Below are 25,942 nucleotides of genomic sequence, written 5' to 3' on the forward strand. Positions count from 1 at the left end.
TGGGTGCCAAGCAAATGATGCAACTGATGGGCTGAAGAGCCTTTTTCAGCACAAAAACAAACGCCCCGAACAAGTCGGGGCGTTTGGTCTAGGGCCTGTCAGTGTGTTTTCACACAGTCTGCGAAGGCCCTTTTCCGATCAACCCCCCAGGTACGCGTCCCGCACCTTCGGGTCGGTCAACAGCGCTTCGCCCGTCCCCTGCATCACCACCCGGCCGTTCTCCAGCACATAGGCCCGGTCAGCGACCTTGAGCGCCTGGTTGGCATTCTGCTCCACCAGGAACACGGTCACGCCGTCGCGGCGCAGCTGTTCGATGATGTCGAAGATCTGCTGGATGATGATCGGCGCCAGGCCCAGCGAGGGCTCGTCGAGCAGCAACAGCTTGGGCTTGCTCATCAGCGCCCGGCCAATGGCGAGCATCTGCTGCTCGCCACCAGACATGGTGCCGCCACGCTGGATATAGCGCTCCTTCAGGCGCGGGAACAGCTGCAACACCTTGTCCAACTGCTCCTGATAGTCGCCCTTGTTGGTGAAGAAGCCACCCATCGCCAGGTTTTCCTCGACGGTCAGGCGGGCGAACACGCGGCGGCCTTCAGGCACCACGGCAATGCTCTTGCGCATGATGTGCGAGGACGGCTGGCCGACCAGTTCTTCACCCAGGTACTTGATGCTGCCACTGTGCGCCTGCGGCGAGCCGCACAGGGTCATCAGCAAGGTCGACTTGCCGGCGCCGTTGGCACCGATCAGGGTGACGATCTCGCCCTGGTTGATCTCCACGTTCACGCTGTGCAGCGCCTGGATCTTGCCGTAGAAGGTGGAAACGTTTTCGAACTTCAGCATTTACGCTTCCCCCAGGTAGGCTTTGATCACATCAGGGTTGTCGCGGATCTCTTCCGGCGTGCCGTGGGCCAGGGGGGTGCCCTGGTTGATCACCACGATATGGTCGGAGATGCTCATCACCAGCTTCATGTCGTGCTCGATCAGCAGCACGGTGACGTTGTGCGACTCACGCAGGTAGGCGATCAGTGCCTTGAGGTCTTCGGTTTCCTTCGGGTTCAGGCCCGCGGCCGGTTCGTCGAGCATGATGATGCGCGGCTGGGTCATCATGCAGCGGGCGATTTCCAGGCGGCGTTGCTGGCCGTAGGCCAGGGTGCCGGCGGTACGGTTGGCGAATTCGGTCAGGTTGACCTTCTCCAGCCAGTACTGCGCGCGTTCCATGGCCTCCTTCTCGCTGCGGCGGAAGCTGGGGGTCTTGAACAGGCCGGCGAAGAAGTTGGTGTTCAGGTGACGGTGCTGGGCGATCAGCAGGTTTTCCAGCGCCGTCATTTCCTTGAACAGGCGCACGTTCTGGAAGGTCCGCACCACGCCCTTGCGGGCGATCTGATGGCCGGCCAGGCCCTGGATCGGCTGGCCATCGAGCAGGATGGTGCCGCCGCTGGGCTTGTAGAAACCGGTCAGGCAGTTGAACACGGTGGTCTTGCCGGCGCCGTTTGGGCCGATCAGCGCCACCACCTGTTTTTCCTTGACGGTCAGGGCCACGCCGTTGACCGCCAACAAGCCGCCGAAGCGCATGCTCAGGCCGCTGACTTGCAGAATTTCACGGCTCATCGATGCAGCTCCATGTGTGGACGTTGCATAGGCAGCAAGCCTTGCGGACGCCAGATCATCATCAACACCATCAGCGCACCGAACATCAGCATCCGGTATTCGCTGAACTCACGCATCAGCTCGGGCAGCAGGATCATCACGATGGCCGCGAGGATCACGCCCAGTTGTGAGCCCATGCCGCCGAGCACGACGATGGCGAGGATGATCGCCGACTCGATGAAGGTGAACGACTCCGGTGTGACCAGCCCTTGGCGGGCGGCGAAGAAGCTGCCGGCAAAACCGGCGAACGCGGCGCCCAGGGTGAAAGCCGACAGCTTGATCACGGTCGGGTTCAGGCCCAGCGCACGGCAGGCGATCTCGTCTTCACGCAGGGCTTCCCAGGCGCGGCCGATCGGCATGCGCAGCAGGCGGTTGATCACGAACAGCGCGAGCAGGGCCAGCAGCAGGGCTACCAGATAGAGGAAGATGACCTTGTTGATCGAGTTGTATTCCAGCCCGAAGAACTCGTGGAATGTCTGCATGCCCTCGGCGGCACGGCGTTCGAAGGTCAGGCCGAAGAACTCCGGCTTGGGGATGTTGCTGATGCCGTTGGGGCCGCCGGTCCAGTCGGTGAGGTTGCGCAGGAACAGGCGGATGATCTCGCCGAAGCCAAGGGTCACGATCGCCAGGTAGTCACCGCGCAGGCGCAGCACCGGGAAGCCAAGCAGGAAGCCGAAGGTGGCGGCCATCAGGCCGGCAATCGGCAGGCACACCCAGAAGCTCCAGCCCAGGTAGTGCGAGAGCATGGCGTAGCTGTAGGCGCCGACGGCATAGAAGCCGACGTAACCGAGGTCGAGCAGGCCCGCCAGGCCGACCACGATGTTCAGGCCCAGGCCCAGCAACACGTAGATCAGGATCAGCGTGGCGATGTCGACCGCACCGCGCGAGCCGAAGAACGGCCACACCAGTGCCGCAACGATCAGGCCAATGATCACATAGCGCTGGGTCCTGGGCAGGGTCAGGTAGTTGCTGACGGCCGGCGGGATCAGCTTGCGATCCGAACGGCGGCCCATCACCGAACTCCACTGCTTGTCGAACAGCACGCGCAGGAACATCAACACCGAGCACACGGCGATGATGCTGATGGTGAACGAACCCTGGCTGTGCACGACCAGGCTGATGCCGTCGATGCTCAGTTTCAGGCCCAGCACCGGGAAGGCCACGGCCCAGACCAGCAAGGCGCTGAAGAACGCCTGTTTGAGATTTTTGCTCATACTTTTTCAACCTCCGGGCGGCCCAGGATGCCGGTCGGCCGGAATAGCAGGACAAGAACCAACAAGCCGAATGCCACCACGTCCTTGTACTGGTCGCCGAAGATGTCGGCGCCAAAGGCTTCGGCTACACCCAGCACCAGCCCACCGAGCATGGCGCCCGGAATGCTGCCGATGCCACCCAGCACCGCCGCGGTAAAGGCTTTGAGGCCCACCAGGAAACCGGCGTTGGGGTTGATCACCCCGTACTGCATGCTCAGCAGCACGGCCGCCACCGCCGCCAGGGCGGCACCGATGACGAAGGTGAGGGCGATGATGTTGTTGGTGTTGATGCCCAGCAGGTTGGCCATCTTGATGTCTTCGGCGCAGGCGCGGCAGGCGCGGCCCAGGCGGGAACGGGAGATGAACAGGGTAAGCAGGGTCATTGCCACGAGGGTGACCACGAACACCAGGATCTGCATGTAGCTGATCAGAACTTCCTCCGCACCGCCTGGCCCGAACGAGAAGCTTCCGGGGATCAGGTTGGGGATGGACTTGTCCTTGGAGTCTTGCGACAGCAAGACGGTGTTCTGCAGGAAGATCGACATGCCGATGGCGGAAATCAGCGGGATCAGACGGTTGCTGTTGCGCAAGGGGCGGTAGGCAACCCGTTCGATACTGTAACCATAGGCACTGGTAACGAAGATCGTCGCGACGAAGGCAACGGTCATCAGGATCGGCAGCGAATGGATGCCCATCATGGCCAGGCCCGCCAGGGCGATGAAGGCCACGTAGGAACCGATCATGTACACCTCGCCGTGGGCGAAGTTGATCATGCCAATGATGCCGTACACCATCGTGTAGCCGATGGCGATCAAGGCATAGGTGCTGCCGATGGTCAATCCATTAACCAGTTGTTGGAAGAAATGGTAGATCTCAGGCATTACAGCGCTCCTAAAAACCTGATTTGCATTTCGCTGGCGGGGGTATGCCAGGAAACCGCGGGTGACGGTTTTAAGATTTTCAGGTGGGCCCGCCCCCGGATCGCGGGAGTCGGGCCCATGAACCTCGTAAAACAAAGCCCACTGCTCGCACAGTGGGCTTCTACGGTCAGCTATTTAGTCACGCAGTTACTGAGGGGAGACTTCGGTCTTCGGCTTGCCGAAGTGCCATTCGTAGACCACGAACTTGAAGTCTTTCAGGTCGCCTTTCTCGTCATACGACAGGGTGCCGGTTGGCGTCTTGAAGGAACCAGCGTGGATGGCCGCTGCCACCTTGTCGGTGTCTTCGGACTTGGCGGTCTTGATGCCTTGGGCGATCAGTTCTACCGCAGAGTAGGCAGGGAACACGAACGGGCCGCTTGGGTCCTTGCCGTCAGCCTTGATGGCGTCGACGATCTTCTTGTTCTCCGGGTCGGCATCGAACGACTTCGGCAGGGTGACCAGCAGGCCTTCGGAGGCGTTCTGGGCGATCTGCGAGATCGAGTCGTTACCCACGCCCTCTGGGCCCATGAACTTGGCTTTCAGGCCTTTCTCCTGTGCCTGGCGCAGGATCAGGCCCAGCTCTGGGTGGTAGCCGCCGTAGTAGACGAAGTCGACATTGTTCTGCTTGAGCTTCTGGATGATCGAGGAGAAGTCCTTGTCACCCGCGTTCAGGCCTTCGAACACGGCAACCTTGGTGCCTTTGCTTTCCAGGGTCTGCTTGACCGCGGTGGCGATGCCTTCACCGTACTGTTGCTTGTCGTGCAGGACGGCAACGACCTTCGGCTTGACGTGGTCGGCGATGTAGTTGCCGGCGGCCGGGCCTTGGGCGCTGTCCAGGCCGATGGTGCGGAAGATCAGCTTGTAGCCACGGGCGGTGATTTCCGGCGAGGTGGCGGCCGGGGTGATCATGATCACGCCTTCATCTTCGTAGATGTCGGACGCGGGCTGGGTGGAGCTGGAGCACAGGTGACCGATGACGAACTTGACGCCGTCGTTTACCACTTTGTTGGCGACTGCCACGGCCTGTTTAGGGTCGCACGCATCGTCGTATTCCTTGGCTTCGAGCATCTTGCCATCGACGCCGCCCGCGGCGTTGATATCCTTGATGGCCTGCTTTGCGCCGATGAACTGCATGTCGCCGTACTGGGTCACAGGACCCGTCTTCGGACCGGCGATGCCGATCTTGATGGTATCGGCGGCAAACGAATGGCTGGCTACCCCGGCCAGTACCATTGCGGCGAACAGCTTGGAAATCTTGATCATAGTGCTCCACTCATTCTGTTGTAATTCTTATAGTCCTGGCGGCCAGGGCTACAGACCGGGCGGGATTTGCAGCGTGGCCATGCCAACGCGCAAGCCCACCTTCCCCCGGAACATGTCCCGGAACTGTACCGGTACAGTGTAGAGCGCTGTTTGAGCGCTTGGAAAGCCGTCAAAAAGTGCCTGTTTCCTGGGTTGTCGCTTGCTCGACAGAAAGATACAAAAAGGCGCCATCAAATGGCCTGTATCTGCGACCCCGCCCCACAAGTTCGGGGTCAATCGACCAAATTACATATTTGTACCCGGGTTTTTCTGCAAAAATGCCGACCTTTTTTAGTGGCTGATTTTTGCGGATACCGCCCATGACTGATCAAACAAGCACCCTCTATGCCAAATTGCTTGGCGAGACGGCAATCATCGAGTGGAAAGCCCTGGAGCGTTTCTGGGCCAAGGGTGACCTGATTTGGGTCGACCCCAGCCTCGACCTGATCACTGTTGCCGAGGCAATGGCCGAGAATCGCAGCGAGATCTTCGCCAAATGGCGTAGTGATGGCACTGTTGGGCCGGTGTCGGCCGAGCAGGCACTGGACCTACAAAGCCGCGATCCAGAGATCTGGGCCGTGGTGGTTTCGCCGTTTATCGTGATTCAGGCGAAGCGCCCGACTGAAGCATGATCTTTTTTGGTGCGCAAAAATGCGCAGCAGCCCCGTTTTGGTGCTTGAAGGCGTTCAGGGCGGGTAGAGGTAAGTAACAATTCGGCGTGGCGGTAACAGTTTACGGGATGCGTAATGTGTCCACCGTTCCGGCCAGCCTGGAAAACAATTCGAATAGCCAGGAGTCATTGATGAGCACTGCACTACCTTCGCTTGGATTCGCCGGCATTGGCCTGATGGGCCTGCCCATGTGCCGACGCCTGCTGGCGGCGGGGTACCCTCTGACCGTGTGGAACCGCAGCCCGGACAAGTGTGCTGCGCTGGTCGCTGCCGGCGCGCGCCTGGCCAGCAGCCCCGCCGAATTGTGCCAGGTCAGCGACATGGTACTGCTGTGCCTGGCCGACACGGCCGTGGTCCGCGAGGTGGTGTTCGGCGAGCACGGCATTGCCCAGGGTGGGCGCAGTGGCCAGTTGCTGATCGATTTCTCCAGCCTGGAACCCACCGCCACCCGTGAAATGGCCGCCGAACTCGCGGTACTGTGCGGCATGGCCTGGCTGGATGCCCCGGTGTCCGGCGGCACACCCGGTGCCGAGGCCGGTACCTTGGCGATCATGGTTGGCGGTGAAGCGGCCGACCTTGAGCGAGCACGCCCAGTGCTGCAGGTGCTTGGTCAGCGCGTGACGCACATGGGGGCTGTGGGGGCCGGGCAGGTGACCAAGGCCTGCAACCAGATGATCGTGGCGTGCAATGCGCTGGTAATCGCCGAAGTGGTGGCGCTGGCCGAGCAGTCCGGGGTAGACGCGACGCTGATCGCCGAAGCACTGGCGGGTGGCTTTGCCGATTCCAAGCCGCTGCAGATCCTCGCGCCGCAAATGGCCGAAAGCCGCTTCGAGCCAATCAAGTGGCACGTGCGCACGCTGCTCAAAGACCTCGATGGCGCAGTCAGGTTTTCCCGTGAGCAGGGCTCGGCGACGCCGCTCAGTGGCCTCGCCGCGCAGCTGATGCGCCTGCACGGTAGCCAGGGTTACCTGCAAAAAGATCCGGCGACCCTTGTAGAACTGTACCGCAACAAGGGCTGACTGCCTCGCTTTGGCGCTGCAGCCGCTCCAGTAGCGGCCGCAGATCGGCCAGCGGTACCGGGCGGCCCAGCAGGTAGCCCTGCAGGTAGTCGCAGCCATGAGCTTCAAGGAATGCCTGCTGTTCGACGGTTTCTACGCCTTCGCTGACAACCTGCAGGTGCAGGGTATGCGCCATGACGATGATCGCCTGGACGATCTCGCGGTCCTTCTGGCTGCCCGGCACATCCTGCAGGAAGGTGCGGTCAATCTTCAGCACGTCCAGCGGCAGGCGCTTGAGGTAGGCCAGTGACGAGTAGCCGGTACCGAAGTCGTCGATCGACAGCGCCACGCCAAGGGCACGCACGCGCTTGAGCAGGTTGACGGTACGCTGGATATCGCCCATCAGGGCGTTTTCGGTCACTTCCAGCTCCAGGTTCCGGGGCGCGAGCCCGGCGTGGAACAGCGCCTTCTCCACTTCGTTGGGCAGTTCATCGTGGCTGAGGGTTACCGCTGAGCAATTGACCGTCACCTTGATGTCGCCATAACCGTGGCGCTGCAGGTGCGCCAGGTCGGCGCAGGCGTGGCGCATCACCCACAGGTCAAGGTCGATGATCAGGCCGTTGGCTTCGGCAATGCCGATGAAGCGATCGGGCGCCAGCAGGCCGTGCTGGGGGTGATGCCAGCGCACCAGGGCTTCGAGCTTGGCCACCTGCCCGCTGTGCATGTCGAAGATAGGTTGGTAATGCACGCACAGGCCACGCTCTTCGAGCAGGGCCAGGCGCAGCTCTTCTTCCAGTTGCAGGGCAAAGGAGGCCTGCGTTTTCAGGTTGTGGTTGAAAAAGTGCAGGCTGTTGCGCCCGCTATCCTTGGACTGGTAAAGGGCGAGGTCGGCATGCTTGAGCAGTTCTTCGGCGCTGTTGCCGTCGTCGGGGAAAATGCTGACGCCAATGCTGGTGGTCATGACCATGCGCCGCCCACCCAGGTCGATGGGCTCTTTCATCCGTTGCATGATGCGCTGTGCCAGGTGGCGGGCTTCGTCGCAGCTGTTGAGGCTGGTGACCACGCAGAACTCGTCGCCGCCCAGGCGTGCAACCAAGTCCTGATTGCGGGTGGCGGCCTTGATGTGGTTGGCGATCACCTTGAGCAGTTCGTCGCCAGCGTCGTGGCCAAGGCTGTCGTTGATGCGCTTGAAGTGGTCGATGTCGAGGAACATCACTGCCAGGCGGTTTTCCGTGGCCTGGTGATCGGCCAGCCGCTCGGCGAACACCTGGTTGAAGCCACGGCGGTTTACCAGATTGGTCAGGGCGTCGTAGTGCGCGGCCTGCTGCAGCGAGGCGCGGGCCTGGTCCAGTTGGCTGAGCAGTATGCTGACCCGGCGCAGGTCGTGCTCCTTGCTCTGCAGCTTCTTGTCGGCCAGTGCGGCGCTGATGCTGGCGCCACTGATAAGCAGGGTGATGAAGCCGATGCCCAGCCCCAGTTGCAGGCTGTTGTCACCAGAGGGCAGGCGCAGTGCGGTGTCGGCCGGGATCACCAGGGTCATGGCCGACATGGCGCTAAAGTGGGTGGCGACGATACCACCGGCAATCAGCAGGCTGGCACCGTACTTCATGGCTTGGTGCAGGGTGCCGCTGCCATTGCGCAAGTACCGGGCCAGGCACAACGCTGCCAGGCTGGTGAGCAGGGCAAGGGCAGCGGAGGCCAGCAACAGGCCAGACTGGTAGTACTGCTGGGCACCGGTTTGCATCGCAGCCATGCCGACAAAGTGCATGAGGATGATGCCCAGTCCGATCAGTACTGCGCTCAGCAGGAAGTGATGCGCGCGCATCTGGCTGCGGTCGAGGCTGTGCATGGTCACCCAGGCGACGCCCAAGGCGATGAGCAGCGAAAGAATGGTGAGGGAAACGTCGTAGTGCACCTCCACCGGCGCCTGGAAGGCCAGCATGCTGATGAAGTGCATGGCCCAGATGCCACCGGCCAGGCAGCAGGCGCCAAGCATGTGCCATTGTCGGTGGGCAGTGGGGTCTTCGCTGTGGGAGTGGCGCTCGGCCATGTCGAGGGTCGCGAAGCAAGCCGCGCTGGCAACGAAGTAGGCGAGCAGCACCAGGAACGGTTCATGGCGGCAATCGATAACGATGCGCCCGGTTGCCGGAAGGTCGGCGAACAGTTGCAGCCCCAGCCATTCCATTGAGTGCCCCATGATCGAGTTTTCACTCGTCTGCTCTACAACCCTGTGCAGACTGTCCAGAGGCAGTATAGGAAGAGGTGTTTAAGCCTTCCTGAATAATGGCATATTGATTTCTACGATTTGGTTATCAACCCAATCGCCATCAGGCATAAAGAGGGGCATATAGGTGTAGGAGCAGCCTTGTGCTGCGAAGAGGCCGTACGCCTCACAATAATCTTGTGGGGCATACGGCCTCTTCGCAGCACAAGGCTGCTCCTACAGATGGTGGTCAGGCCACCAGTGGGCGTGTCAGATCAGCCAGCCACCAGCACGCGAATGGCCTCCAGGCGTAAGGCGGCTTTGTCCAGCATCGCTAGGCCGTCTTCACGCTGCTTGCGCAGGGCGTCGATTTCGCTGTCGCGCACGCTCGGGTTGACCGCTTGCAGTGCCACCAGGCGGGCGAGCTCTTCGTCGGCCTCGGCTGCCAGACGGCGCTGGGCTTCGGCTACGCGCTCGACGTGCGTCGGCATGATCTTCTCTTCACCGCCACTGATGCGCTTGGCGAGCACGTCCCGCTGGGCCTGGACAAACTTGTTGGCGCTGGCACGCGGCACGCTTTCGAGCTGCTCGTTGAGAGTTTCGAAAGCCACGCGGGAAGCGAGGTCGTTGCCATTGGCGTCGAGCAGGCAGCGCAGTGCCGCCGGCGGCAGGTAGCGGCCCAGCTGCAGGCTGCGTGGTGCCACCACCTCGCTGACGAACAGCAATTCGAGCAGGACGGTGCCCGGCTTGAGTGCCTTGTTCTTGATCAGTGCCACGGCGGTGTTGCCCATAGAGCCGGACAGCACCAGGTCCATGCCGCCCTGCACCATCGGGTGCTCCCAGGTGAGGAACTGCATGTCCTCACGCGACAGCGCCTGGGCACGGTCGTAGGTGATGGTCACGCCTTCGTCGTCGCCCAGCGGGAAGCTGGCATCGAGCATCTTTTCGCTCGGCTTGAGGATCAGGGCGTTCTCGGAATGGTCTTCGCTGTCGATGCCGAAGGCGTCGAACAGGGTTTCCATGTAGATAGGCAGGGCAAACTGGTCGTCCTGTTCGAGAATGGCCTCGACCAGCGCCTGGCCTTCGCCAGCACCGCCGGAGTTGAGCTCCAGCAGGCGGTCGCGGCCAGTGTGCAATTCGGCTTCCAGGCGCTCGCGCTCGCTGCGGGCGTCGGCCACCAGGGTATCCCAGGCCTTGCTCTCGCCACCTTCAAGCAACGGCAGCAGGCGTGGGCCGAACCGGTGCTGAAGGGCGTTGCCGGTGGGGCAGGTGTTGAGGAAGGCGTTAAGGCCCTCGTGGTACCACTGGAACAGGCGCTCTTGCGGGCTGCCCAGCAGGTACGGGATGTGCAACTGGATGGTGTGCTTCTGGCCGATCCGGTCAAGGCGGCCGATGCGCTGTTCGAGCAGGTCCGGGTGTGCTGGCAGGTCGAACATCACCAGGTGGTGGGCGAACTGGAAGTTGCGGCCTTCGCTGCCGATCTCGGAGCAGATCAGCACTTGCGCACCGAATTCTTCGTCGGCGAAGTAGGCGGCGGCGCGGTCGCGCTCGAGAATGTTCATGCCTTCATGGAACACCGAGGCCGGGATGCCGGAGCGCACGCGCAGGGCGTCTTCCAGGTCCATGGCGGTTTCGGCGTGCGCGCAGATCACCAGCACCTTGGTGCGCTTGAGCATCTTCAGGGTGTCGATCAGCCAGTCGACGCGTGGGTCGAACCGCCACCAGCGCTCGTCGTCAGCCACATCACCCTGGGCCTGGAAGGCGACTTCCGGGTACAGCTCGGCGTGCTCGCCGGCTGGCAGGTCGCGGTATTGCTCGGGTGTGGCCAGCGGGTAAGGGTGCAGCTGGCGCTCGGGGAAGCCCTGGATCGCCGCACGGGTGTTGCGGAACAGGACGCGGCCGGTGCCGTGGCGGTCCAGCAGTTCGCGGATCAGGCGTGCGCTGGCCTGGCTGTCGCCGTCGCTGACCGCAGCCAGCAGGGCTTCGCCTTCGGCACCCAGGAAACCCTGGATGGTGGCGTGGGCCTTGGGCGAAAGCCGGCCTTCATCGAGCAGCTCCTGCACGGCTTCAGCTACCGGGCGATAGTGCTCGCTCTCGGCGCGGAAGGCGGCCAGGTCGTGGAAGCGGTTGGGGTCGAGCAGGCGCAGGCGGGCGAAGTGGCTGTCCTGGCCAAGCTGCTCGGGGGTGGCGGTGAGCAGCAGCACGCCCGGGATCACCTGGGCCAGTTGCTCGACCAGGCCGTATTCGGCGCTGACCTGGTCTTCGTGCCAGACCAGGTGGTGGGCCTCGTCGACGACCATCATGTCCCAGCCAGCGGCAAACAATGCGTCCTGGGCTTTTTCGTCGTCGACCAGCCATTCCAGTGCAACCAGCGCCAGCTGGGCATCCTCGAACGGGTTGCTGGCGTCGCTTTCGATAAAGCGCTCGGCATCAAACAGGGCCACTTGCAGGTTGAAGCGGCGGCGCATTTCCACCAGCCACTGGTGCTGGAGGTTTTCCGGTACCAGGATCAGCACGCGGCTGGCGCGGCCCGAGAGCAGCTGGCGATGGATCACCAGGCCGGCCTCGATGGTTTTACCCAGGCCCACTTCGTCGGCCAGCAGTACCCGCGGGGCGCTGCGGTCGGCGACTTCGCGAGCGATGTGCAACTGGTGGGCGATCGGTTGCGCGCGGCAGCCACCCAGGCCCCACAGCGCCGACTGCATCTGTTTGCTGGTGTGCTGCAGGGTGTTGTAGCGCAGGCTGAACCACGACAGGGGGTCGATCTGCCCTGCAAACAGCCGGTCACTTGCCAGGCGGAACTGGATGAAGTTCGACAGCTGGGTTTCTGGCAGGGTACGCGGCTGGTTCTGACCGTCCAGGCCGTGGTAGACCATCAGCCCGTCGATGTCGTCGACTTCGCGCACGGTCAGCTTCCATCCCTCGAAGTGGGTGATCTGGTCACCTGGCGAGAAGCGCACGCGGGTCAGCGGCGCGTTGCGCAGGGAATACTGGCGTGTGTCGCCAGTGGCCGGGTAGAGCACGGTCAACAGGCGGCCATCCTGCGCCAGGATGGTACCCAGGCCGAGCTCTGCTTCGCTGTCGCTGATCCAGCGTTGCCCCGGTTGATACTGCTGCGCCATACTGCCTGAACTCCCGCGATGAAAAAGCCGATTATGTTAACGGATCGGCCGGTCAGACCAAAGTGCGAACGCACCGAAAGGTGCCGATCGACAACAGGAAGTTAGTCAGTCTAGCCGTTTCATCGTCTTGCACCGTGCAGCTGACGAGGGCCCCGGATCAACATGTCTGCCAAGCACCGCTGGATCAGCGCTTCCATGGCCGTGGGCAGCCTGTTGCTGCTGGCCGCCTGCGAGCAGAAAAACTTTGAGACCTTGCCGGCCATCCCGATGGAGCAGCTTGAGGTCCTGGGCGTGCAGACGCCGATCAAGAGCGTGCACTTTCGTGACCGCGACGGTGAAGGCCTGTTGGTATTGAGCCGCAGCGATGGCCAGGCCAGCGACCCGGAAAGCGAGCAGGAAGTGGACAAGGTGGTACTCAAGGCCACCTTGTACGGGCGCACTGCCGAAAGCGATGCATTCAAGGCGCGCTGGCAGATCGAGCAGGAAACCACCTGCCCGGGGCTGGACCTGGACGTGGACTTCTATACCGACGTCAGTGATGTCAGCGACCTCAACAAGGATGATGTGGCCGAGGTTACGGTGGCCAGCCATGCCTTCTGTGGCGGCGGCATCGACCCGCACGATATCGCTATCGAGATGCGCGAAGGGCAGGCCAGCTACACCATCACCGGCCAGTCACTGATCAGCCCGGCGGGTGAGGAGCCGGTCGGCGGTGACCGGGATGACAGTGCCTCGCTCAAAGCCGCGCCGCAGGTGCTGCGCGACCACATGGATGCGGTCTGGCAGCAGGTTTACAAGCGGCCCTGGAGCGAAGCCAGCCCGCCAAACGACGATGATCCTGACGACGAAGCCGAGTAATTGTTGTCCATGACATCAAGGTAAACCCGCGCCTGCCGATACAGGGGGCATAGGAGAACGTCCATGCTGCCGCCAATCATCCCGCTCAGCGCTGCCCCGGTGACCTCGCAACTGGACCCGGTCAAGCCGACCCCCGACATCAAGCCGGTGGTGCCGGCGCAGCCTACGTCCAGCGAAAGTGGCATCGACCTCAAGCACCAGCGCGACCCGCAGGAGCAGGTGCTGTTGCTGCGCGAGGAGCAGCGGCGCCAGCAGCAACGTCGCAAGCAGGGCGACCAGGATCGCTACAGTGCCGTGCCAGGTGACGAGGTCAACGCTGACAACACCGTGCCGGTCGCCCCGTTGATGGGCGAGCACGTACGCCAGGGGCTGCTGGTGGATATCGAAGTCTGACGCGGGGCTGGTCAGCGCCTGCGCCTGGCTTCATCATGCAAGCCTCAGTTGATCGTCGAGCCTGCCCATGAGCCAAGACAACCTCATCGATTTTGATGCCGAACGCGCCAAGCGCGTCCACGACCTCAAGGAAAAGCGCCTGAACGAAATGCGCAACGCGTTCGAGCAGGCCCTGCCGTTGAGCACCAGCAAGAAAAAGAAGCCCAAGGGCAAACCGAAGAAGCGCTGAAACTTGACGCAGGTCAACCCTGCACCCGCCTCGCGTGCCCGGCCCCGGGCACCATTGACCTTGGTCAATTTTCTCCCCCCTCACATTGGTTAACGTTCACCCATCGGACAACGGCAGACGAATGGGAGGCCAGCATGTTCTTCGACAACGTGGTTATCGCTGGTGTGGTAACGGTCGGGTTGATGGTCGCTTTCTTTGCCGGTCTGGGCATTTTCATCTGGAAGGACTCGAACAAGCGCAAGCCGCGCTGACCTTTCGGGTACACGAGCACGCAAGGCATTTAGGGCGACTTCGGTCGCCCATTTTTTTTGCCTGGGATTTAAGTGTTGGCTGTGCCGGCCCTTTCGCAGCACAGGCTTACCGATGTTTCAATAAAGATGATTAGCTAGCTAATTAATCGTTTCCGCATTATCCTTCTCTCCGTTGTCTATCTTTTCAGTACGACCATTCCCCGCAAGGTCCGCCTAGTGCCCATCACCCTTCAGGCCCTGTTCGCCCCCACCAGCCTCGCCCTCAAGTTCGCCATCAAGACCTTGCTCGGTGGCGGCCTGGCGTTGTGGCTGGCGATGCGCTGGGGCCTGGAGCAGCCGTCCTGGGCACTGATGACCGCCTTCATCGTCGCCCAGCCACTGTCAGGGATGGTGGTGCAGAAAGGCCTGGCACGGCTGGCCGGCACCTTGGTCGGCACGGTCATGTCAGTGGTGTTCATCGGCCTGTTTGCCCAGACCCCTGGCTTGTTCCTCATTACCCTGGCGCTATGGCTGGCGCTGTGTACTGCTGCCTCGACCCAACTGCGCAGCGCCTGGGCCTATGCCTTTGTATTGGCTGGCTACACCGCGGCGATTATTGCCTTGCCGGCCATCGACCACCCGTTGCAGGTATTCGACCAGGCCGTGGCGCGCTGTACCGAGATCTGCCTGGGTATTTTTTGCGCCACCGCCACCAGTGCCTTGCTCTGGCCAATGCGGGTGGAGCAGCAATTGGGCGGGCAGGCGCGGCAGGCCTGGCAGAACGGCCTGCAGGCTGCCAGTGCCATGCTGGGCGGCGAAGATGAGGCGCGCAAAGGCTTGCTGGAGAGCCTGGGGCGTATCGTTGCCATCGACAGCCAGCGTGAACATGCCTGGTTCGAAGGCAACCGCGGGCGCCAGCGAGCTCGCGCCATTCGTGGTCTGAGCCAGAAGCTGATGGTGCTGTTGCGCATCTCGCGCTCGGTGCGCCGGCAGTGGCGGCAACTCGATGAGCGTGAGGCAGCACACCTGGCACACTGGCTGGCAGAGGTTCGCGCGCTTCTGGCCAAACCCGACCAGCCCAGCCTGTTGCTGCTGCGCCAGCGCATCTGGGATGCCGCCCATGATGAGCAGATCAGTTCGACGGAGCACTACTGCCTGGCGCGCATGGCCTTGCTACTGGATTACGCCATGGCCGCCAGCGTGGCGCTGGAGGATGTGGAGGCGGGCAGGGCGCCCAAGGATGTATCCCAAGGCCTGGCCGTGCACCGCGACTGGTCGCTGGCCTTGCTGTTCGGCTCACGCAGCGCACTGGCTTTTCTGGTGATGAGCGGCTTCTGGCTGGCGACGGCGTGGCCTTCGGCGCCGGGTGGCCTGGTGTTGACTTGCGTGGTCTGCAGCCTGTTCGCCAGCCGCGAGAACGGCGCGCAGATTGGCCTGAGCTTCCTGCGCGGGATCTTCCTGGCGATACCTGCGGCGTTTCTGGTCGGGCAGATCCTGCTGCCACAATGGAGCAGCTTCGCCATGCTTTGCCTGGCCATGGGCGTGCCGTTGTTTTTCGGCGCATTGGGCATGGCCCACCCACGCATCGGGGCCACCGCCACTTCCTATTGCCTGCACTTCATTGTGCTGGTGTCCCCGCTCAACGCCATGCAGTTTGGTGTGGCGACCATGCTCAACAGTGCACTGGCGATGCTGGTGGGGGTGTCGGCAGCGGTGATGGCCTTCCGTTTACTGGTGTTCCGCCACCCAGCCTGGCTGGGCCGGCGCCTGCGGGCAGCCACCCAGAGCGACCTGGTGCGCCTGACCCGGCGTGAGCTGCGCGGTGCCGACAGCTGGTTTGGCGGGCGCATGGCCGACCGCCTGATGCAACTGGCGCGGCATGCTGGCGAGCTGCCCGAAAACGAGCGCAAGCGCTGGGATGACGGCCTGCACGGGCTGGATATCGGCGATGAGCTGGTGCACCTGCGCATGTGCCTGGCGGTTGCCCAAGCCCCCTTGGGGCGGGCCGAGCGCGAGTACTTGCAGCAGGTAGAGGCGGTACTGGCCAAAGGGCCGGCCGCCGGGCGCGGGCAGCGCCTGGACGCGGCCAGTGAACAGTTCATTGCCGCCTTGCGTCGGCTGCCTGCGAGTGACCCGCTGCGGCTGGCCGAAGGTGCGGTGCTGCAATTGCAGAAAAGCTGGGGCAAATGGTGCCGTTGGCAGGAGGAAGCCCATGGGGTTGCGTGAATGGGAAGTGGGCGGCGTGCTGCTCAGCCCGTTTCTGCTTTATGTGTTGCTGGCACTGGTGCTCACCGGCGTGTTGCGCCTGGTGGTGCAGGCGACGCCGTTGGGGCGCTGGATCTGGCATGAAGCGTTGTTCGATGCAGCGCTGTTCGTTTGTGTGTTGTTCCTGGTGGTGAGGCTGCTGGGAGCTTTATAAAGGAGTGTTTCGATGCGTGCGGCCGTACGTACCCTGGTAACGCTGTGTGTGGTGGCTCTGGCCGTGTGGGCCGGCTACCAGCTGTGGCAGTACTACATGCTCACGCCCTGGACCCGCGACGCCCGTGTGCGCGCCGATGTGGTGGTGATCGCCCCTGACGTGTCCGGCTGGGTACGTGAGCTGAAGGCTCGTGATAACCAGCAGGTCAAGGCTGGCGACCTGTTGATGAGCATCGACCGCGAGCGCTTCCAGGCGGCCTTCGACCAGGCCAGTGCGGTGACCGAGACCCGCGCGCAGCAACTGCGCTTGCGCGAGCGCGAGGCAGCCCGGCGCACCGCCCTGGGGCCAGAGGCGATCAGTGCCGAACTGCGTGAAAATGCCCAGATCAATGCCGCCATTGCGCGTGGTGAACTGCATGAGGCCGAAGCGCAGTTGCAGGTTGCCAAGATCAACCTGGCGCGTAGTGAAGTGCGGGCGCCACGCAGCGGGCATATCACCAACCTGCGTCTGGCCGAGGGTAACTATGTGAACACCGGGCAATCGGTAATGGCCCTGGTGGATGATTCAACCTTCTATATCCAGGCCTACTTCGAGGAAACCAAGCTGCCGCGTATTCGCGTGGGAGACACGGTGAAAGTCTGGCTGATGGGTGCGGGCGAGCCGATGCAGGGGCATGTGGAGAGCATCAGCCGCGGCATCACCGACCGCAACAGCAACCCGGACAGCCAGTTGCTGCCGGAGGTGGAGCCAACCTTCAACTGGGTGCGGCTGGCCCAACGCATACCCGTAAGGATTCGCCTGGACCAGGTACCGGAAGGGGTGACCCTGAGTGCAGGCATGACCGCGAGCGTGCAGGTGCATGAGGACCGGGGCGAGCAGTGATGGTGCTGCCTTGTTAACTTGTAGGAGCAGCCTTGTGCTGCGAAGAGGCCAGTACAGGCAATGTAGTTGTGTTGGCCATGCCGGCCTCTTCGCAGCGCAAGGCTGCCCCTACAGGTACGGCGCATCGCCTAGCGTGCCGTGAGCCTCAGAGGAACATGCCACCCGACACTTCCAGCCGTTGCCCGGTAATCCAGCCATTGCCGTCTTCCAGCAACAGCGCAATCGCTGCGCCGATATCATCCGGCAAGCCCACGCGGCCCAGCGCCGTATTGCCGGCAATGTACTCATTCACCTGCTGGTTATCCCGCACCACGCCGCCACCAAAATCGGTCTCGATCGCCCCCGGCGCCAGAATGTTAACCCGGATGCCACGCGCGCCCAGTTCCTTGGCCTGGTAGCGGGTCAGCACCTCCATGGCGCCCTTCATCGCGGCATAGGCGGCATACCCCGGCAGTGCAAAGCGCGCCAGGCCGGTGGAAATGTTGACGATGCGGCCATTGTCGACCAACAGCGGCAGCAGGCGCTGAGTTAGGAAGAACGGCCCTTTGAGCTGAATATTCAGTAACTGGTCAAACTGCGCCTCGCTGGCTTCTGTGTACGGCACGTTCAGCCCGATCCCGGCATTGTTCACCAGAAAGTCAAAACGCTCGCGGCCAAAGTGCTGCTGCAGGGTGGTGCCCAGGCGCTCGGCGAAGCTGGCAAAACTGCTGCTGTCGCCAACGTCCAGTTGCAGCATCGCCGCCTTGGCCCCGGCCTGTTCCAGTCGGGCAACTAAGGCTTGGGCTTCGTCGGCCTTGCTGTGGTAAGTGCCGATGACATCGATACCGCGTGCGGCCAGGTGTTCGGCAGCATTGCGGCCAAGGCCGCGGCTGGCGCCAGTGATCAGGGCAATTTTGCGGGTCATGGTGGAAACCTCAAGGTGGGTGGATGAGCGCAGGTTATTGGTCGGCGTGAAGCTGTTAAATCCTGCGAAAATGGAAATACTGTTCGGTAAATCCGGATAGTCGAGGCCCGAATGAACAAGCTTGAGTTGTTGCGCACCTTCGTGCGGGTCAGTGAGGTCCGCAGTTTCACCTTGGCGGCCGAGAGCCTGAGGCTGCCACGCTCGACTGTGTCAGAGCAGGTCAGGGCGCTGGAAAAATTGTTGGGCACGCAGTTGTTCAACCGTACTACCCGCCGGGTACAGGCGACCCAGGATGGCGCCTTGCTGTACGAGCGCAGCAAAGACCTGCTGTCAGGCATGGACGAGATCGAGAGCCTGTTCAGCGCCGACGATGCCGAGCTGGCAGGGCGCCTGCGCATCGACCTGCCGACCATGATGGCCCGGCGGGTCATCATCCCGGCGTTGCCGCAGTTTTTGCAGCGCTTTCCGCGGCTGGAGGTGGAGCTCAGTTGTACTGACCGCCAGGTGGATCTGCTGCGCGAAGGGTTCGACTGCGTGATGCGCATAGGTGCCCTGCATGACCTGGATGTTGTGGCACGGCCGGTCGGGCAACTGAGCATGCGCAACTGTGCCAGCCCCGCGTACCTGGCCCGCTACGGCGTACCGCAGACGCCGCAGGAACTGGCCGGGCACCAGCTGGTGCATTACGTGCGCAACCTGGGTGCACGCAGCGCCGGGTTCGAGTACCTGCAAGGGGATGAGCTGCGCTATCAGGCCATGGCGGGTGTGGTCACGGTCAACAACGCCGAGGCGTACTCGGCGGCTTGCCTGGCCGGGCTGGGGCTGATCCAGGTACCGGCGGTGGGGGTTGCCGAGCACCTGCAGCGGGGCGAGCTGGTTTCACTGCTGGAAGACTGGCAGGCCCCGGCCATGCGGGTGTCGCTGTTGTATGCCCGGCAACGGCACGTTCCGCGCCGGGTTCAGGCGTTCATGCAGTGGCTGGCGGCAGTGCTGGCGTCGCAGGTCGACCCAGCCCCAAGTGAACGCTGAACAGGGTGCCGGGCGCAGGTGCAGACGTGCGGGGCAAGCACCAAAACCCGTGGCGAACGGCCTGCCACTTGCGTTAGGCTCCAGTTTGCGAGTTGCCCGGTAGAGGCGACCGATCCCCGCCAGGCGTGCGTATCTTCCGATTTCATTGCGAGGTTACGTCATGGCCATTACTTCCCAGGACATCTGCAATGCCGCCGACCAGCTCAAGGGCTTTGTCGGTTTTCATGGCAAGCGCGGAGTTCATATCGTGCGTTTTTCCGAGGACTCGTTCGGCATGGATGTGGCCGACGACAGCATTACCCCCTGCAGCGAGTTTGTCTGGCGTGCCGAGCAAGGGCAGCGCATGGCGCTGTGCCGTGAGCGGCTGGCGCTGCTGCTGGAGCAGCATGTGGATGACCGCTTGAATATTGCTGAGCCACTGCGCGCCTACCTGCGCCGCCGGGATCTGCCGGAGATCGTGGCCGAACGCAGCATGCAGCAATAAACCCGGCCCTTGTAGGAGCAGCCTTGTGCTGCGAAGAGGCCGGTACAAGCTGCACTTCACCGGCCTCTTCGCAGCACAAGGCTGCTCCTACAAGGGCTGTGCAGTGCTTTGAGAGGGTTGCTGCAGCAGCGCTGCCAGCCCGGCACTGTCCAGCGGCCGGCTCAGGTAAAAGCCCTGCACTTCGTGGCAGTGGTCCTTTTCCAGCGCGCTGAGTTGCTGTTCGCTCTCTACACCCTCGGCAGTTACCGTCAACCCCATCGCCTCACCCAGGTTGATGATGGCCTGCACCACGGCGCGGTCGCTGCCGCCCTTGCTGCTCAGGCCACTGATAAAGCGCTTGTCGATCTTGATGCTGTCGAACGGGTAGGTACGCAGGTAGCCCAGCGATGAGTAGCCGGTGCCGAAGTCGTCCATGTTCAGGCGTACGCCCAGTTCCTTGAGTGACAGCATGGTGCCCAGCGCGCCCTCGATGTCGTTGAGCATCACGTTTTCGGTAATTTCCAGCTCCAGGCGTTGGGCCGGGAAGCTGGTGTCCAGCAGGATCTCGCGCACGTCGGCGACCACATCGCTACGCAGGAACTGCGCAGGCGACAGGTTCACCGAAACCAGAATGTCGGCGGGCCAGTCGTGGGCAGTGCGGCAAGCTTCGCGCAGCACCCAGCGGCCCAGCGCGACGATGATGTCGCTTTGCTCGGCCAGCGGGATGAAGGTATCCGGCCCCAGCAACCCTTCCTGCGGGTGCTGCCAGCGCAGCAAGGCTTCGACCGCGACGATGCGCAGGTCGCTGAGGCGGTAGCGTGGCTGGTAATGCAGCTCGAATTCCTGGTTGCGCAGGGCCCGGCGCAAGTCATTTTCCAACTGGCGGCGGTACTGGATCTGCTGGTTCATTTCGGCGGCAAAGTAGCGCCAGGTATTCTTGCCATCGGCCTTGGCCTGGTACAGGGCGATGTCGGCGCAGCGGATCAGTTCGCCGGCATCGAAACCCTGGGTGCGGGTCTGAGCGACGCCGATACTGACCCCGACGTGCAGCGGTTGGCTGTCATAGCTGATGGGTTGCTGCAGCAGGCTGATCAGGCGTGCGCAGAAGCGGTCGACTTCGCTGCGGTTGTCCATGCCGCTGAGCACCACAATGAACTCGTCGCCGCCCAGGCGTGCGACCAGGTCGCCATCGCGGGTAGTGTCGCGCAGGCGCGTCGCCACTTCCTGCAGCACCGCATCCCCGGCGCCATGGCCGAGGGAGTCGTTGATCGGTTTGAAGTTGTCCAGATCCAGCAGCAGCAGGGTCAATGGCGGCGAGTCACTGCCGCGCAGCAAAGCCTGCTCCAGGTGCCTGGCGAGCTTGTTGCGGTTGGCCAGCCCGGTAAGGGGGTCGTGCAACGACAGGTGCTGGATGCGTGCGTGGGCGTCGACTTCGTCGGTGATGTCGCTGGCGGTGCCGCGAAAACCGATGGGTGTGTCGTCATACCAGATGGCGCGGGCCGAAATCCTGCAGTAGCGGTTTTGGCCATTCTGGTCGCGGTAAGTACAGCGCAGGTTGGCCAACTGTTGCGGGTCTGCGTTGGCGAGGGCATCCAGCCAAGGTGAGAGCGGCGTGGTATCGCAGGCCAGCAACTGGTTGAGCGGGTGACCCAGCCAGTCGTCCACCGGGTAGCCGGTGACATTGGCAAAGCGCTGCGACAGGTACGTCAGGCGTTGTTGCCGGTCGGTTTCCCAGATCCAGTCGGATGCCGACTCGGCCACCGCGCGAAACCGCTGCTCGCTGGCCTCCAGGGCCTGGTTGCTCTGCTGCAAGTGTGAAAGCGTCAGGCCGATTGCCCGCGAGCTGCGCAAGGTGAGGCGGAACAGGTACAGCATGATCAGGCCGAGTATCAGCAGCGCGCCCAGCAGGGCTGGCATTACCGCCCACAGCAATTGGTGACCAGGCAGCGGGCTGCTCCAGGACAGGTGATAGCCGGTGTCACCCAGGTCGATACGCAGATGGTCATGCTGCTGCATGTCTTCCTTTTCCACGTGCATGCCGGCCAGGCCGGCACCCTTGCCCAGCTGCGCCAGTTTTTCTTCGGTAAGCTGGTCGACGAACAGCATCACTGACGCCTGGCTTACCTCGCTGTCGGTGACGTCGCGGTCCGGGCGTACGGCTGCGGCACTGAGTACGGCCGGCCAGCCATTGAACAGCACGAAACGGGTTATCTGCTCGCGGGGAATGGCCGCCGCACGGGCCAGGTCGATGATCGGCTGCAGCGGCGCATCTATATAGGTGTTGGCGCCTGCCTGGCTGGGTTGTCCTTTGAACAAGGCATAGGTGGTGCGGTCGTTTTCCACCACGAACACACCTTCGTAGCCGCTGGCGCTGTACAGCGACTCGCCTATGTTCTTTTCCTCGTAGGCCCACTTCCAGTCGGCATTCCCCGCCAGGTGCTCGAAGGCCGCATCCCATACGGCATAGCTGGACAGAAACTGGCGTGAGGCCAGCAGCCGTTGCTCCAGCGCCTGGGTCGCATGAAAGGCGCTACGCTGGCGCTCCTGTTGGTCAAGCGTGGTCGCAATATTGAACAGCGCTCCGAGGGTGACCAGGCAGGCCAGCCCGAAAACAGCGCTGAAACCGGCAATCAGGTGGCGTACCTGAAAGCGCGGCGTGGGGCTTGCGGGTGGTAGGTTGGCGGTCCTGGCCATGCGCGAGCAGCTCCTTCAAGCAGCCCCCACCGGGCAATCAGGCAGGAGGTTCAATCAGGATAGGCCAGCCTGAGCGTCGCAGCCTCGCCGCGGGCAAAATTGACTTGGTCACGGCCTGCGTGCTTGGCGGTGTAAAGCGCCTTGTCCGCCTGTTCAAGCCAGTGTTCCGGGGACTCGAGGCCAGCCTCGAAAGCTGACAGGCCGATGCTGAGGCTGATGCGCAGGTGCGGCAACTGCGGGTTACGGTAGTTGGCGACCCGTTCGCGCAGGCGCTCCATGGCGAGGCAGGCCTGAGCTTCGCTGGTGTCCGGGAGGATGACGCAGAACTCGTCGCCGCCGTAGCGACCGGCCTGGTCGCCATCGCGCAGGTTGCGCCGTAGCTCGGCACTGAGCTGACGCAGTACACAATCTCCGACCACATGGCCGAAGGTGTCGTTGATGGTCTTGAAATGGTCGATGTCGATGAGGGCAATGACCGCGCCTCCCTGTTGTTGTTTACAGGCGTGGAACTTCAGCAGCAGCAGGTCTTTCCAGGCGCCATGGTTGAGCAGCCCGGTCAGACTGTCTGTGAGGGTCAGGGCGCTCAGCCGGCGCTTGTGGTCGGCCAGCTTGATCGCCAGTTGGTAGCACACCCAGCCCAGGGCCAGCGGGTACAGCGTCAGCATCGGCAGGCAGGCATAAACCTGCAGGGGCGTGGCGTTCAGCTGCAGGCCGGGGCCGAGCGCCAGGACGGCGACAAGCATGCCGGCCAGCTGGGCCAGCGCCCCGCGCACGACCATCCGCTTGCCGCCGGCAGCGACGTTATTCATGGTCATCATCGACAGCACGGTCACACTGGGCAACGGGTTGAAGTGCATGGCGGCGGCCCAGAACCCGCCCATCAGCGAATCGAGCAGCAAGTTGCGCTGTTCTGCCTGATAAGGGGTTGTCGAGCGGCTAGCCCAGAAGTAGGCCACGTGCGGCCACAACAGCCCGTTGAACAGCACCAGCACCCATACCCAGACAGGCGGCGTCAGCGTAGCCATGCCGGCCATGACGCTGAACAGGCCGATACCCAGGCCGATAACGCGTGGCAGGTAGATGCGCTTGACGAATGTAAGGCCTTTGCCGCTGCGGTTGTCCATCATGCTCATTGTTCTTCTGCCGGGGTGCCGTTTATCGCATAACTCACGTGAATATTGTTGAACACAGTTTCATCGGCGAAAAATGATCTTACAAGCCAATTCACGGTTGATGCGATCACTGTGGGGTAACATGAAGGCTTTCCTGTTGCTTGGAGTGCTGCTGATGGTCCCTTTGGCCAACCACGCCGGCGAGCCGGCACCCCAGCAGGATGGGCGTTTCCATAACCAGGCGGTGCGGCCGCAGGATGGCGTGCTGAAAAAGCTGCGCATCGGGCTCAAGTACCTGTTCCTGCGCAAGCCGCCGCAAACCCGGCCAGCCACGCCAATCAGCCTCCAGCCCATGACCCGCCAGCAGGTGCTCGATGCCCCGGACCACAGCTTATGGCGCTTGGGGCATTCCACGGTATTGCTGAAATTGCGCGGGCGCTTCTTCATCACCGACCCTGTGTTCGCGGAGCGCGCCTCGCCCGTGCAATGGGCGGGCCCCTTGCGCTTCCATGCGCCGCCGCTGGCATTGGACCAGTTGCCACCGCTGGCTGCGGTAGTGCTGTCGCACGATCACTTCGACCACCTCGACGAACAGGCCATTCGCCAGCTGGCGCCGCACACCGGGGTGTTTCTGGCGCCACTGGGTGTGGGCGACCTGCTGATGCGCTGGGGCGTGGCCCCTGCGAAAGTGCGGCAGCTGGATTGGTGGCAGGAAAGCGTGGTGGAAGGCGTGCGCTTCGTCGCTACCCCGGCACAGCACTTTTCCGGGCGCGGGCTGCTGGACAGCAATCGGACGTTGTGGGCGTCCTGGGTGATTGTCGATGAGGATGTGCGGGTGTTCTTCAGTGGCGATACCGGGTACTTCGACGGGTTCAAGCAGATAGGTGAACGTTTCGGGCCGTTCGACCTGACCATGATCGAAACCGGCGCCTACAACGTCGCCTGGCCCGATGTGCACATGCAGCCGGAGCAGAGCTTGCAGGCCCACCTGGATTTGCGCGGGCGCTGGATGCTGCCGATTCACAATGGCACTTTCGACCTGTCTATCCACGGCTGGCAGGAGCCCTTCGAACGCATACTGACGCTGGCCAATCAGGCTCAGGTGCGCCTGAGTACGCCGCAGATGGGCGAGCGGGTCAGCCTTGGCTCACCGCATGCCGGGCAAAACTGGTGGCAGCCGCGGCCTGTGCGCCAGCGGGGCCAGGCGAACGAGCGCACAATGGCGGCACGCTGAGCTTCAATGTTTGTCGTCCCTGCTGCGCGAGGGCCGGTCCTGGTCGTCTTTCAATAGTTGCGAGGGCGGCTTGCCGCTGTCACTGCGTACCTGAGCATGGCTGATCAGGCCGAAGATAAAGCTGCCGCCAATGATATTGCCCGCCAGGGTCGGCAAGGCGAATTCCAGCAAGAAGCTGCGCCAGGTCTCATCGCCGGCCCAGACCAGATAAGACACCTCGACCGAGCCCACTACTATATGAGTGAAGTCGCCAAGGGCCATCAGGTAGGTGATCATCAGGATGATCCAGATCTTGGCGTGCTCCATGGACGGGATCATCCAGACCATGGTGGCGATCATCCAGCCCGAGACGATGCCCTTGGCGAACATCTGGCTGACGTCGTTCTTCATGACCTTGCGGCCAATCTCCAAAAAGGCCACATCCGTCTTGCTGTCGAAGATCGGCAGCTCCAGCATGACCCAGGCCACCAGTAGGGTGCCGGCCAGGTTGCCGAGCAGTACCACGCCCCACAGGCGCAACAGGCGACCGAAGTTGGCCAGGGTAGGGGAGGTCATGACGGGCAGCACGGCGGTGAGGGTGTTTTCGGTAAACAGTTGCTGGCGTGCCAGGATAACGGCAAGAAAGCCTGCGCTGTAGCCGATGCTGGCAACCACCTGGGCACTGTCGCCGTCCGGCAGGCGGGCGTAGAACAGCCCCATGGCCATCAGCGACAGGCCCATGGACAAGCCGGCGGCCAGTGCCGACCACCACAGCGCGGCGAGCGTACGCTCCAGCTCCTGGTCGCCCTGGTAGCGAATGATTTCGTGCAGCACTGCCGCCCGCGGCGGCTGGTTGTGGCTGACCTCCTGCTCTTCATCTGCAGACAGGCCCGGGGTTTTCTCGCTTTGCCCATCGCTCATGGCCGCTACGCTCCGTGGGGGTGTTTCATTACAGATCCGCTGCGCTTCCATTAGTTGCCAGGAGGCAGCGAAACACCTTTGGAAAGTTTTTTAGATCAAGGTGTTGACTCTAATTTCAAAGCGCGTATTATTCGCCACCTCGCAGCGACAAACGCTTCGGGGCAAGCGGTAAGTGTTTGAAGTTGTTAGCTTTCGAAAGGAAGCGGTTGTAAAAAACTTCAAAATAAACGCTTGACAGCAAATGAGGAAAGCGTAGAATGCGCGCCTCGGTTGAGACGAAAAGCTCTTAACCAAACGCTCTTTAACAAATTGAATCAAGCAATTCGTGTGGGTGCTTGTGAGTGCGGACTGATAGTCAACAAGATTATCAGCATCACAAGTGACCATGCGAGAAATCACATAGTCATTTGAGATTGCTGAGCCAAGTTTAGGGTTTCTTAAAAACCCAAGCAGTATTGAACTGAAGAGTTTGATCATGG

General features: G+C 62.5%; 24 protein-coding genes. 12 read left to right on the plus strand and 12 right to left on the minus strand.

Annotated elements, in window-relative coordinates; genetic code table 11:
• Positions 1-138 precede the first annotated feature (138 nt).
• The 5 genes from ACN6NG_RS05070 to ACN6NG_RS05090 all read right to left on the minus strand — a co-directional run bounded on the left by ACN6NG_RS05070 (position 139) and on the right by ACN6NG_RS05090 (position 5,083).
• Positions 139-840 (minus strand): ABC transporter ATP-binding protein, encoded by a 702-nt coding sequence (locus ACN6NG_RS05070; protein ID WP_016498257.1) that lies wholly within the window; start codon positions 838-840, stop codon positions 139-141.
• On the minus strand, positions 841-1,608 hold the full coding sequence (gene livG, locus ACN6NG_RS05075; protein WP_003254878.1) for a high-affinity branched-chain amino acid ABC transporter ATP-binding protein LivG: 768 nt from the start codon (positions 1,606-1,608) through the stop codon (positions 841-843).
• The gene (locus ACN6NG_RS05080; RefSeq protein ID WP_197899391.1) at positions 1,605-2,861 is read right to left on the minus strand and encodes a high-affinity branched-chain amino acid ABC transporter permease LivM; all 1,257 of its coding nucleotides are present in this window, start codon (positions 2,859-2,861) and stop codon (positions 1,605-1,607) included. Before ACN6NG_RS05080 ends, livG begins: the two co-directional genes overlap by 4 nt.
• On the minus strand, positions 2,858-3,781 hold the full coding sequence (gene livH, locus ACN6NG_RS05085) for a high-affinity branched-chain amino acid ABC transporter permease LivH (protein ID WP_008097482.1): 924 nt from the start codon (positions 3,779-3,781) through the stop codon (positions 2,858-2,860). The genes ACN6NG_RS05080 and livH overlap by 4 nt, the downstream gene beginning before the upstream one ends.
• 186 nt (positions 3,782-3,967) lie before the next feature.
• The gene (locus ACN6NG_RS05090; protein WP_063422168.1) at positions 3,968-5,083 is read right to left on the minus strand and encodes a branched-chain amino acid ABC transporter substrate-binding protein; all 1,116 of its coding nucleotides are present in this window, start codon (positions 5,081-5,083) and stop codon (positions 3,968-3,970) included.
• A 359-nt stretch (positions 5,084-5,442) separates the two neighbouring features.
• Here ACN6NG_RS05090 and ACN6NG_RS05095 point away from each other — a divergent pair, with 359 nt between their 5' ends.
• Entirely contained in the window at positions 5,443-5,754 is a 312-nt protein-coding gene (locus ACN6NG_RS05095) for a DUF2288 domain-containing protein (protein ID WP_063422167.1), read from the plus strand.
• Between the two features lie 170 nt (positions 5,755-5,924).
• Positions 5,925-6,812, plus strand: coding sequence for an NAD(P)-dependent oxidoreductase (locus tag ACN6NG_RS05100; protein WP_063422166.1), 888 nt, complete (start codon positions 5,925-5,927; stop codon positions 6,810-6,812).
• Here the strand turns inward: ACN6NG_RS05100 and ACN6NG_RS05105 are convergent.
• Together ACN6NG_RS05105 and rapA are read right to left on the minus strand one after the other, a co-directional pair.
• A complete protein-coding gene (locus ACN6NG_RS05105; RefSeq protein WP_063422165.1) occupies positions 6,712-8,976 on the minus strand; it encodes a putative bifunctional diguanylate cyclase/phosphodiesterase in 2,265 nt (754 codons plus the stop codon). The two genes, ACN6NG_RS05100 and ACN6NG_RS05105, sit on opposite strands and share 101 nt — an antisense overlap.
• Positions 8,977-9,269: 293 nt before the next feature.
• Complete coding sequence (rapA, locus tag ACN6NG_RS05110; protein ID WP_063422164.1) at positions 9,270-12,116, minus strand: RNA polymerase-associated protein RapA; 2,847 nt, start codon at positions 12,114-12,116, stop codon at positions 9,270-9,272.
• Between the two features lie 162 nt (positions 12,117-12,278).
• Between rapA and ACN6NG_RS05115 the strand changes: the two genes are divergently transcribed.
• The 7 genes from ACN6NG_RS05115 (at position 12,279) to ACN6NG_RS05145 (ending at position 17,127) form a co-directional block, all read left to right on the plus strand.
• Positions 12,279-12,974 carry a M949_RS01915 family surface polysaccharide biosynthesis protein gene (locus tag ACN6NG_RS05115; RefSeq protein WP_474313122.1) on the plus strand — a complete coding sequence of 232 codons (696 nt, stop codon included), beginning with the start codon at positions 12,279-12,281 and terminating at the stop codon, positions 12,972-12,974.
• A 63-nt stretch (positions 12,975-13,037) separates the two neighbouring features.
• Positions 13,038-13,367, plus strand: a complete 330-nt coding sequence (locus ACN6NG_RS05120; RefSeq protein WP_016498265.1) for a hypothetical protein — start codon at positions 13,038-13,040, stop codon at positions 13,365-13,367.
• A gap of 67 nt (positions 13,368-13,434) precedes the next feature.
• Positions 13,435-13,596, plus strand: coding sequence for a hypothetical protein (locus tag ACN6NG_RS05125; protein WP_003254864.1), 162 nt, complete (start codon positions 13,435-13,437; stop codon positions 13,594-13,596).
• Between the two features lie 134 nt (positions 13,597-13,730).
• Positions 13,731-13,847, plus strand: coding sequence for a cytochrome c oxidase subunit CcoM (ccoM, locus tag ACN6NG_RS05130; protein ID WP_003254862.1), 117 nt, complete (start codon positions 13,731-13,733; stop codon positions 13,845-13,847).
• Between the two features lie 216 nt (positions 13,848-14,063).
• The gene (locus ACN6NG_RS05135) at positions 14,064-16,052 is read left to right on the plus strand and encodes an FUSC family protein (protein ID WP_474313123.1); all 1,989 of its coding nucleotides are present in this window, start codon (positions 14,064-14,066) and stop codon (positions 16,050-16,052) included.
• Positions 16,039-16,245 (plus strand): DUF1656 domain-containing protein, encoded by a 207-nt coding sequence (locus tag ACN6NG_RS05140; RefSeq protein WP_019473332.1) that lies wholly within the window; start codon positions 16,039-16,041, stop codon positions 16,243-16,245. Before ACN6NG_RS05135 ends, ACN6NG_RS05140 begins: the two co-directional genes overlap by 14 nt.
• Before the next feature lie 12 nt (positions 16,246-16,257).
• Complete coding sequence (locus ACN6NG_RS05145) at positions 16,258-17,127, plus strand: efflux RND transporter periplasmic adaptor subunit (RefSeq protein ID WP_016498268.1); 870 nt, start codon at positions 16,258-16,260, stop codon at positions 17,125-17,127.
• Positions 17,128-17,272: 145 nt separating this feature from the next.
• Here ACN6NG_RS05145 and ACN6NG_RS05150 read toward each other — a convergent pair whose 3' ends face one another.
• Complete coding sequence (locus ACN6NG_RS05150; protein ID WP_474313124.1) at positions 17,273-18,031, minus strand: SDR family NAD(P)-dependent oxidoreductase; 759 nt, start codon at positions 18,029-18,031, stop codon at positions 17,273-17,275.
• Between the two features lie 111 nt (positions 18,032-18,142).
• Between ACN6NG_RS05150 and ACN6NG_RS05155 the strand changes: the two genes are divergently transcribed.
• Together ACN6NG_RS05155 and ACN6NG_RS05160 are read left to right on the plus strand one after the other, a co-directional pair.
• Positions 18,143-19,060 carry a LysR family transcriptional regulator gene (locus tag ACN6NG_RS05155; RefSeq protein WP_197899386.1) on the plus strand — a complete coding sequence of 306 codons (918 nt, stop codon included), beginning with the start codon at positions 18,143-18,145 and terminating at the stop codon, positions 19,058-19,060.
• Between the two features lie 160 nt (positions 19,061-19,220).
• Positions 19,221-19,544, plus strand: coding sequence for a DUF2025 family protein (locus ACN6NG_RS05160; RefSeq protein ID WP_016498271.1), 324 nt, complete (start codon positions 19,221-19,223; stop codon positions 19,542-19,544).
• An 87-nt stretch (positions 19,545-19,631) separates the two neighbouring features.
• On the opposite strand, the gene ACN6NG_RS05165 is transcribed toward ACN6NG_RS05160, so the two are convergent.
• Together ACN6NG_RS05165 and ACN6NG_RS05170 are read right to left on the minus strand one after the other, a co-directional pair.
• The gene (locus ACN6NG_RS05165) at positions 19,632-22,217 is read right to left on the minus strand and encodes a bifunctional diguanylate cyclase/phosphodiesterase (RefSeq protein ID WP_474313126.1); all 2,586 of its coding nucleotides are present in this window, start codon (positions 22,215-22,217) and stop codon (positions 19,632-19,634) included.
• A 50-nt stretch (positions 22,218-22,267) separates the two neighbouring features.
• Entirely contained in the window at positions 22,268-23,341 is a 1,074-nt protein-coding gene (locus ACN6NG_RS05170) for a diguanylate cyclase (protein WP_063422158.1), read from the minus strand.
• A gap of 130 nt (positions 23,342-23,471) precedes the next feature.
• Between ACN6NG_RS05170 and ACN6NG_RS05175 the strand changes: the two genes are divergently transcribed.
• A complete protein-coding gene (locus ACN6NG_RS05175) occupies positions 23,472-24,563 on the plus strand; it encodes an MBL fold metallo-hydrolase (RefSeq protein WP_041167608.1) in 1,092 nt (363 codons plus the stop codon).
• A gap of 3 nt (positions 24,564-24,566) precedes the next feature.
• Here the strand turns inward: ACN6NG_RS05175 and ACN6NG_RS05180 are convergent, their stop codons facing one another.
• Together ACN6NG_RS05180 and ACN6NG_RS05185 are read right to left on the minus strand one after the other, a co-directional pair.
• A complete protein-coding gene (locus tag ACN6NG_RS05180) occupies positions 24,567-25,463 on the minus strand; it encodes a formate/nitrite transporter family protein (protein ID WP_063422157.1) in 897 nt (298 codons plus the stop codon).
• Positions 25,464-25,553: 90 nt separating this feature from the next.
• Positions 25,554-25,942 (minus strand): hypothetical protein (locus ACN6NG_RS05185; RefSeq protein WP_474313128.1); only part of this gene is annotated, 389 nt, incomplete at its 5' end.

It is taken from the genome of Pseudomonas sp. TSO6 (assembly GCF_056098905.1).

What these genes read in the sequence shown, in the direction of transcription:
- ACN6NG_RS05160 (WP_016498271.1), top strand. Translation starts at nt 19,221, where the DNA reads ATGGCCATTACTTCCCAGGACATCTGCAATGCCGCCGACCAGCTCAAG.
- ACN6NG_RS05125 (WP_003254864.1), top strand. Translation starts at nt 13,435, where the DNA reads ATGAGCCAAGACAACCTCATCGATTTTGATGCCGAACGCGCCAAGCGC.
- ACN6NG_RS05170 (WP_063422158.1), bottom strand. Translation starts at nt 23,341, where the DNA reads ATGGACAACCGCAGCGGCAAAGGCCTTACATTCGTCAAGCGCATCTAC.
- ACN6NG_RS05155 (WP_197899386.1), top strand. Translation starts at nt 18,143, where the DNA reads ATGAACAAGCTTGAGTTGTTGCGCACCTTCGTGCGGGTCAGTGAGGTC.
- ccoM (WP_003254862.1), top strand. Translation starts at nt 13,731, where the DNA reads ATGTTCTTCGACAACGTGGTTATCGCTGGTGTGGTAACGGTCGGGTTG.
- ACN6NG_RS05140 (WP_019473332.1), top strand. Translation starts at nt 16,039, where the DNA reads ATGGGGTTGCGTGAATGGGAAGTGGGCGGCGTGCTGCTCAGCCCGTTT.
- ACN6NG_RS05180 (WP_063422157.1), bottom strand. Translation starts at nt 25,463, where the DNA reads ATGAGCGATGGGCAAAGCGAGAAAACCCCGGGCCTGTCTGCAGATGAA.
- ACN6NG_RS05165 (WP_474313126.1), bottom strand. Translation starts at nt 22,217, where the DNA reads ATGGCCAGGACCGCCAACCTACCACCCGCAAGCCCCACGCCGCGCTTT.
- ACN6NG_RS05150 (WP_474313124.1), bottom strand. Translation starts at nt 18,031, where the DNA reads ATGACCCGCAAAATTGCCCTGATCACTGGCGCCAGCCGCGGCCTTGGC.
- livG (WP_003254878.1), bottom strand. Translation starts at nt 1,608, where the DNA reads ATGAGCCGTGAAATTCTGCAAGTCAGCGGCCTGAGCATGCGCTTCGGC.
- ACN6NG_RS05105 (WP_063422165.1), bottom strand. Translation starts at nt 8,976, where the DNA reads ATGGAATGGCTGGGGCTGCAACTGTTCGCCGACCTTCCGGCAACCGGG.
- ACN6NG_RS05115 (WP_474313122.1), top strand. Translation starts at nt 12,279, where the DNA reads ATGTCTGCCAAGCACCGCTGGATCAGCGCTTCCATGGCCGTGGGCAGC.
- livH (WP_008097482.1), bottom strand. Translation starts at nt 3,781, where the DNA reads ATGCCTGAGATCTACCATTTCTTCCAACAACTGGTTAATGGATTGACC.
- ACN6NG_RS05070 (WP_016498257.1), bottom strand. Translation starts at nt 840, where the DNA reads ATGCTGAAGTTCGAAAACGTTTCCACCTTCTACGGCAAGATCCAGGCG.
- ACN6NG_RS05175 (WP_041167608.1), top strand. Translation starts at nt 23,472, where the DNA reads ATGAAGGCTTTCCTGTTGCTTGGAGTGCTGCTGATGGTCCCTTTGGCC.
- ACN6NG_RS05100 (WP_063422166.1), top strand. Translation starts at nt 5,925, where the DNA reads ATGAGCACTGCACTACCTTCGCTTGGATTCGCCGGCATTGGCCTGATG.
- ACN6NG_RS05090 (WP_063422168.1), bottom strand. Translation starts at nt 5,083, where the DNA reads ATGATCAAGATTTCCAAGCTGTTCGCCGCAATGGTACTGGCCGGGGTA.
- ACN6NG_RS05080 (WP_197899391.1), bottom strand. Translation starts at nt 2,861, where the DNA reads ATGAGCAAAAATCTCAAACAGGCGTTCTTCAGCGCCTTGCTGGTCTGG.
- ACN6NG_RS05120 (WP_016498265.1), top strand. Translation starts at nt 13,038, where the DNA reads ATGCTGCCGCCAATCATCCCGCTCAGCGCTGCCCCGGTGACCTCGCAA.
- ACN6NG_RS05095 (WP_063422167.1), top strand. Translation starts at nt 5,443, where the DNA reads ATGACTGATCAAACAAGCACCCTCTATGCCAAATTGCTTGGCGAGACG.
- ACN6NG_RS05145 (WP_016498268.1), top strand. Translation starts at nt 16,258, where the DNA reads ATGCGTGCGGCCGTACGTACCCTGGTAACGCTGTGTGTGGTGGCTCTG.
- rapA (WP_063422164.1), bottom strand. Translation starts at nt 12,116, where the DNA reads ATGGCGCAGCAGTATCAACCGGGGCAACGCTGGATCAGCGACAGCGAA.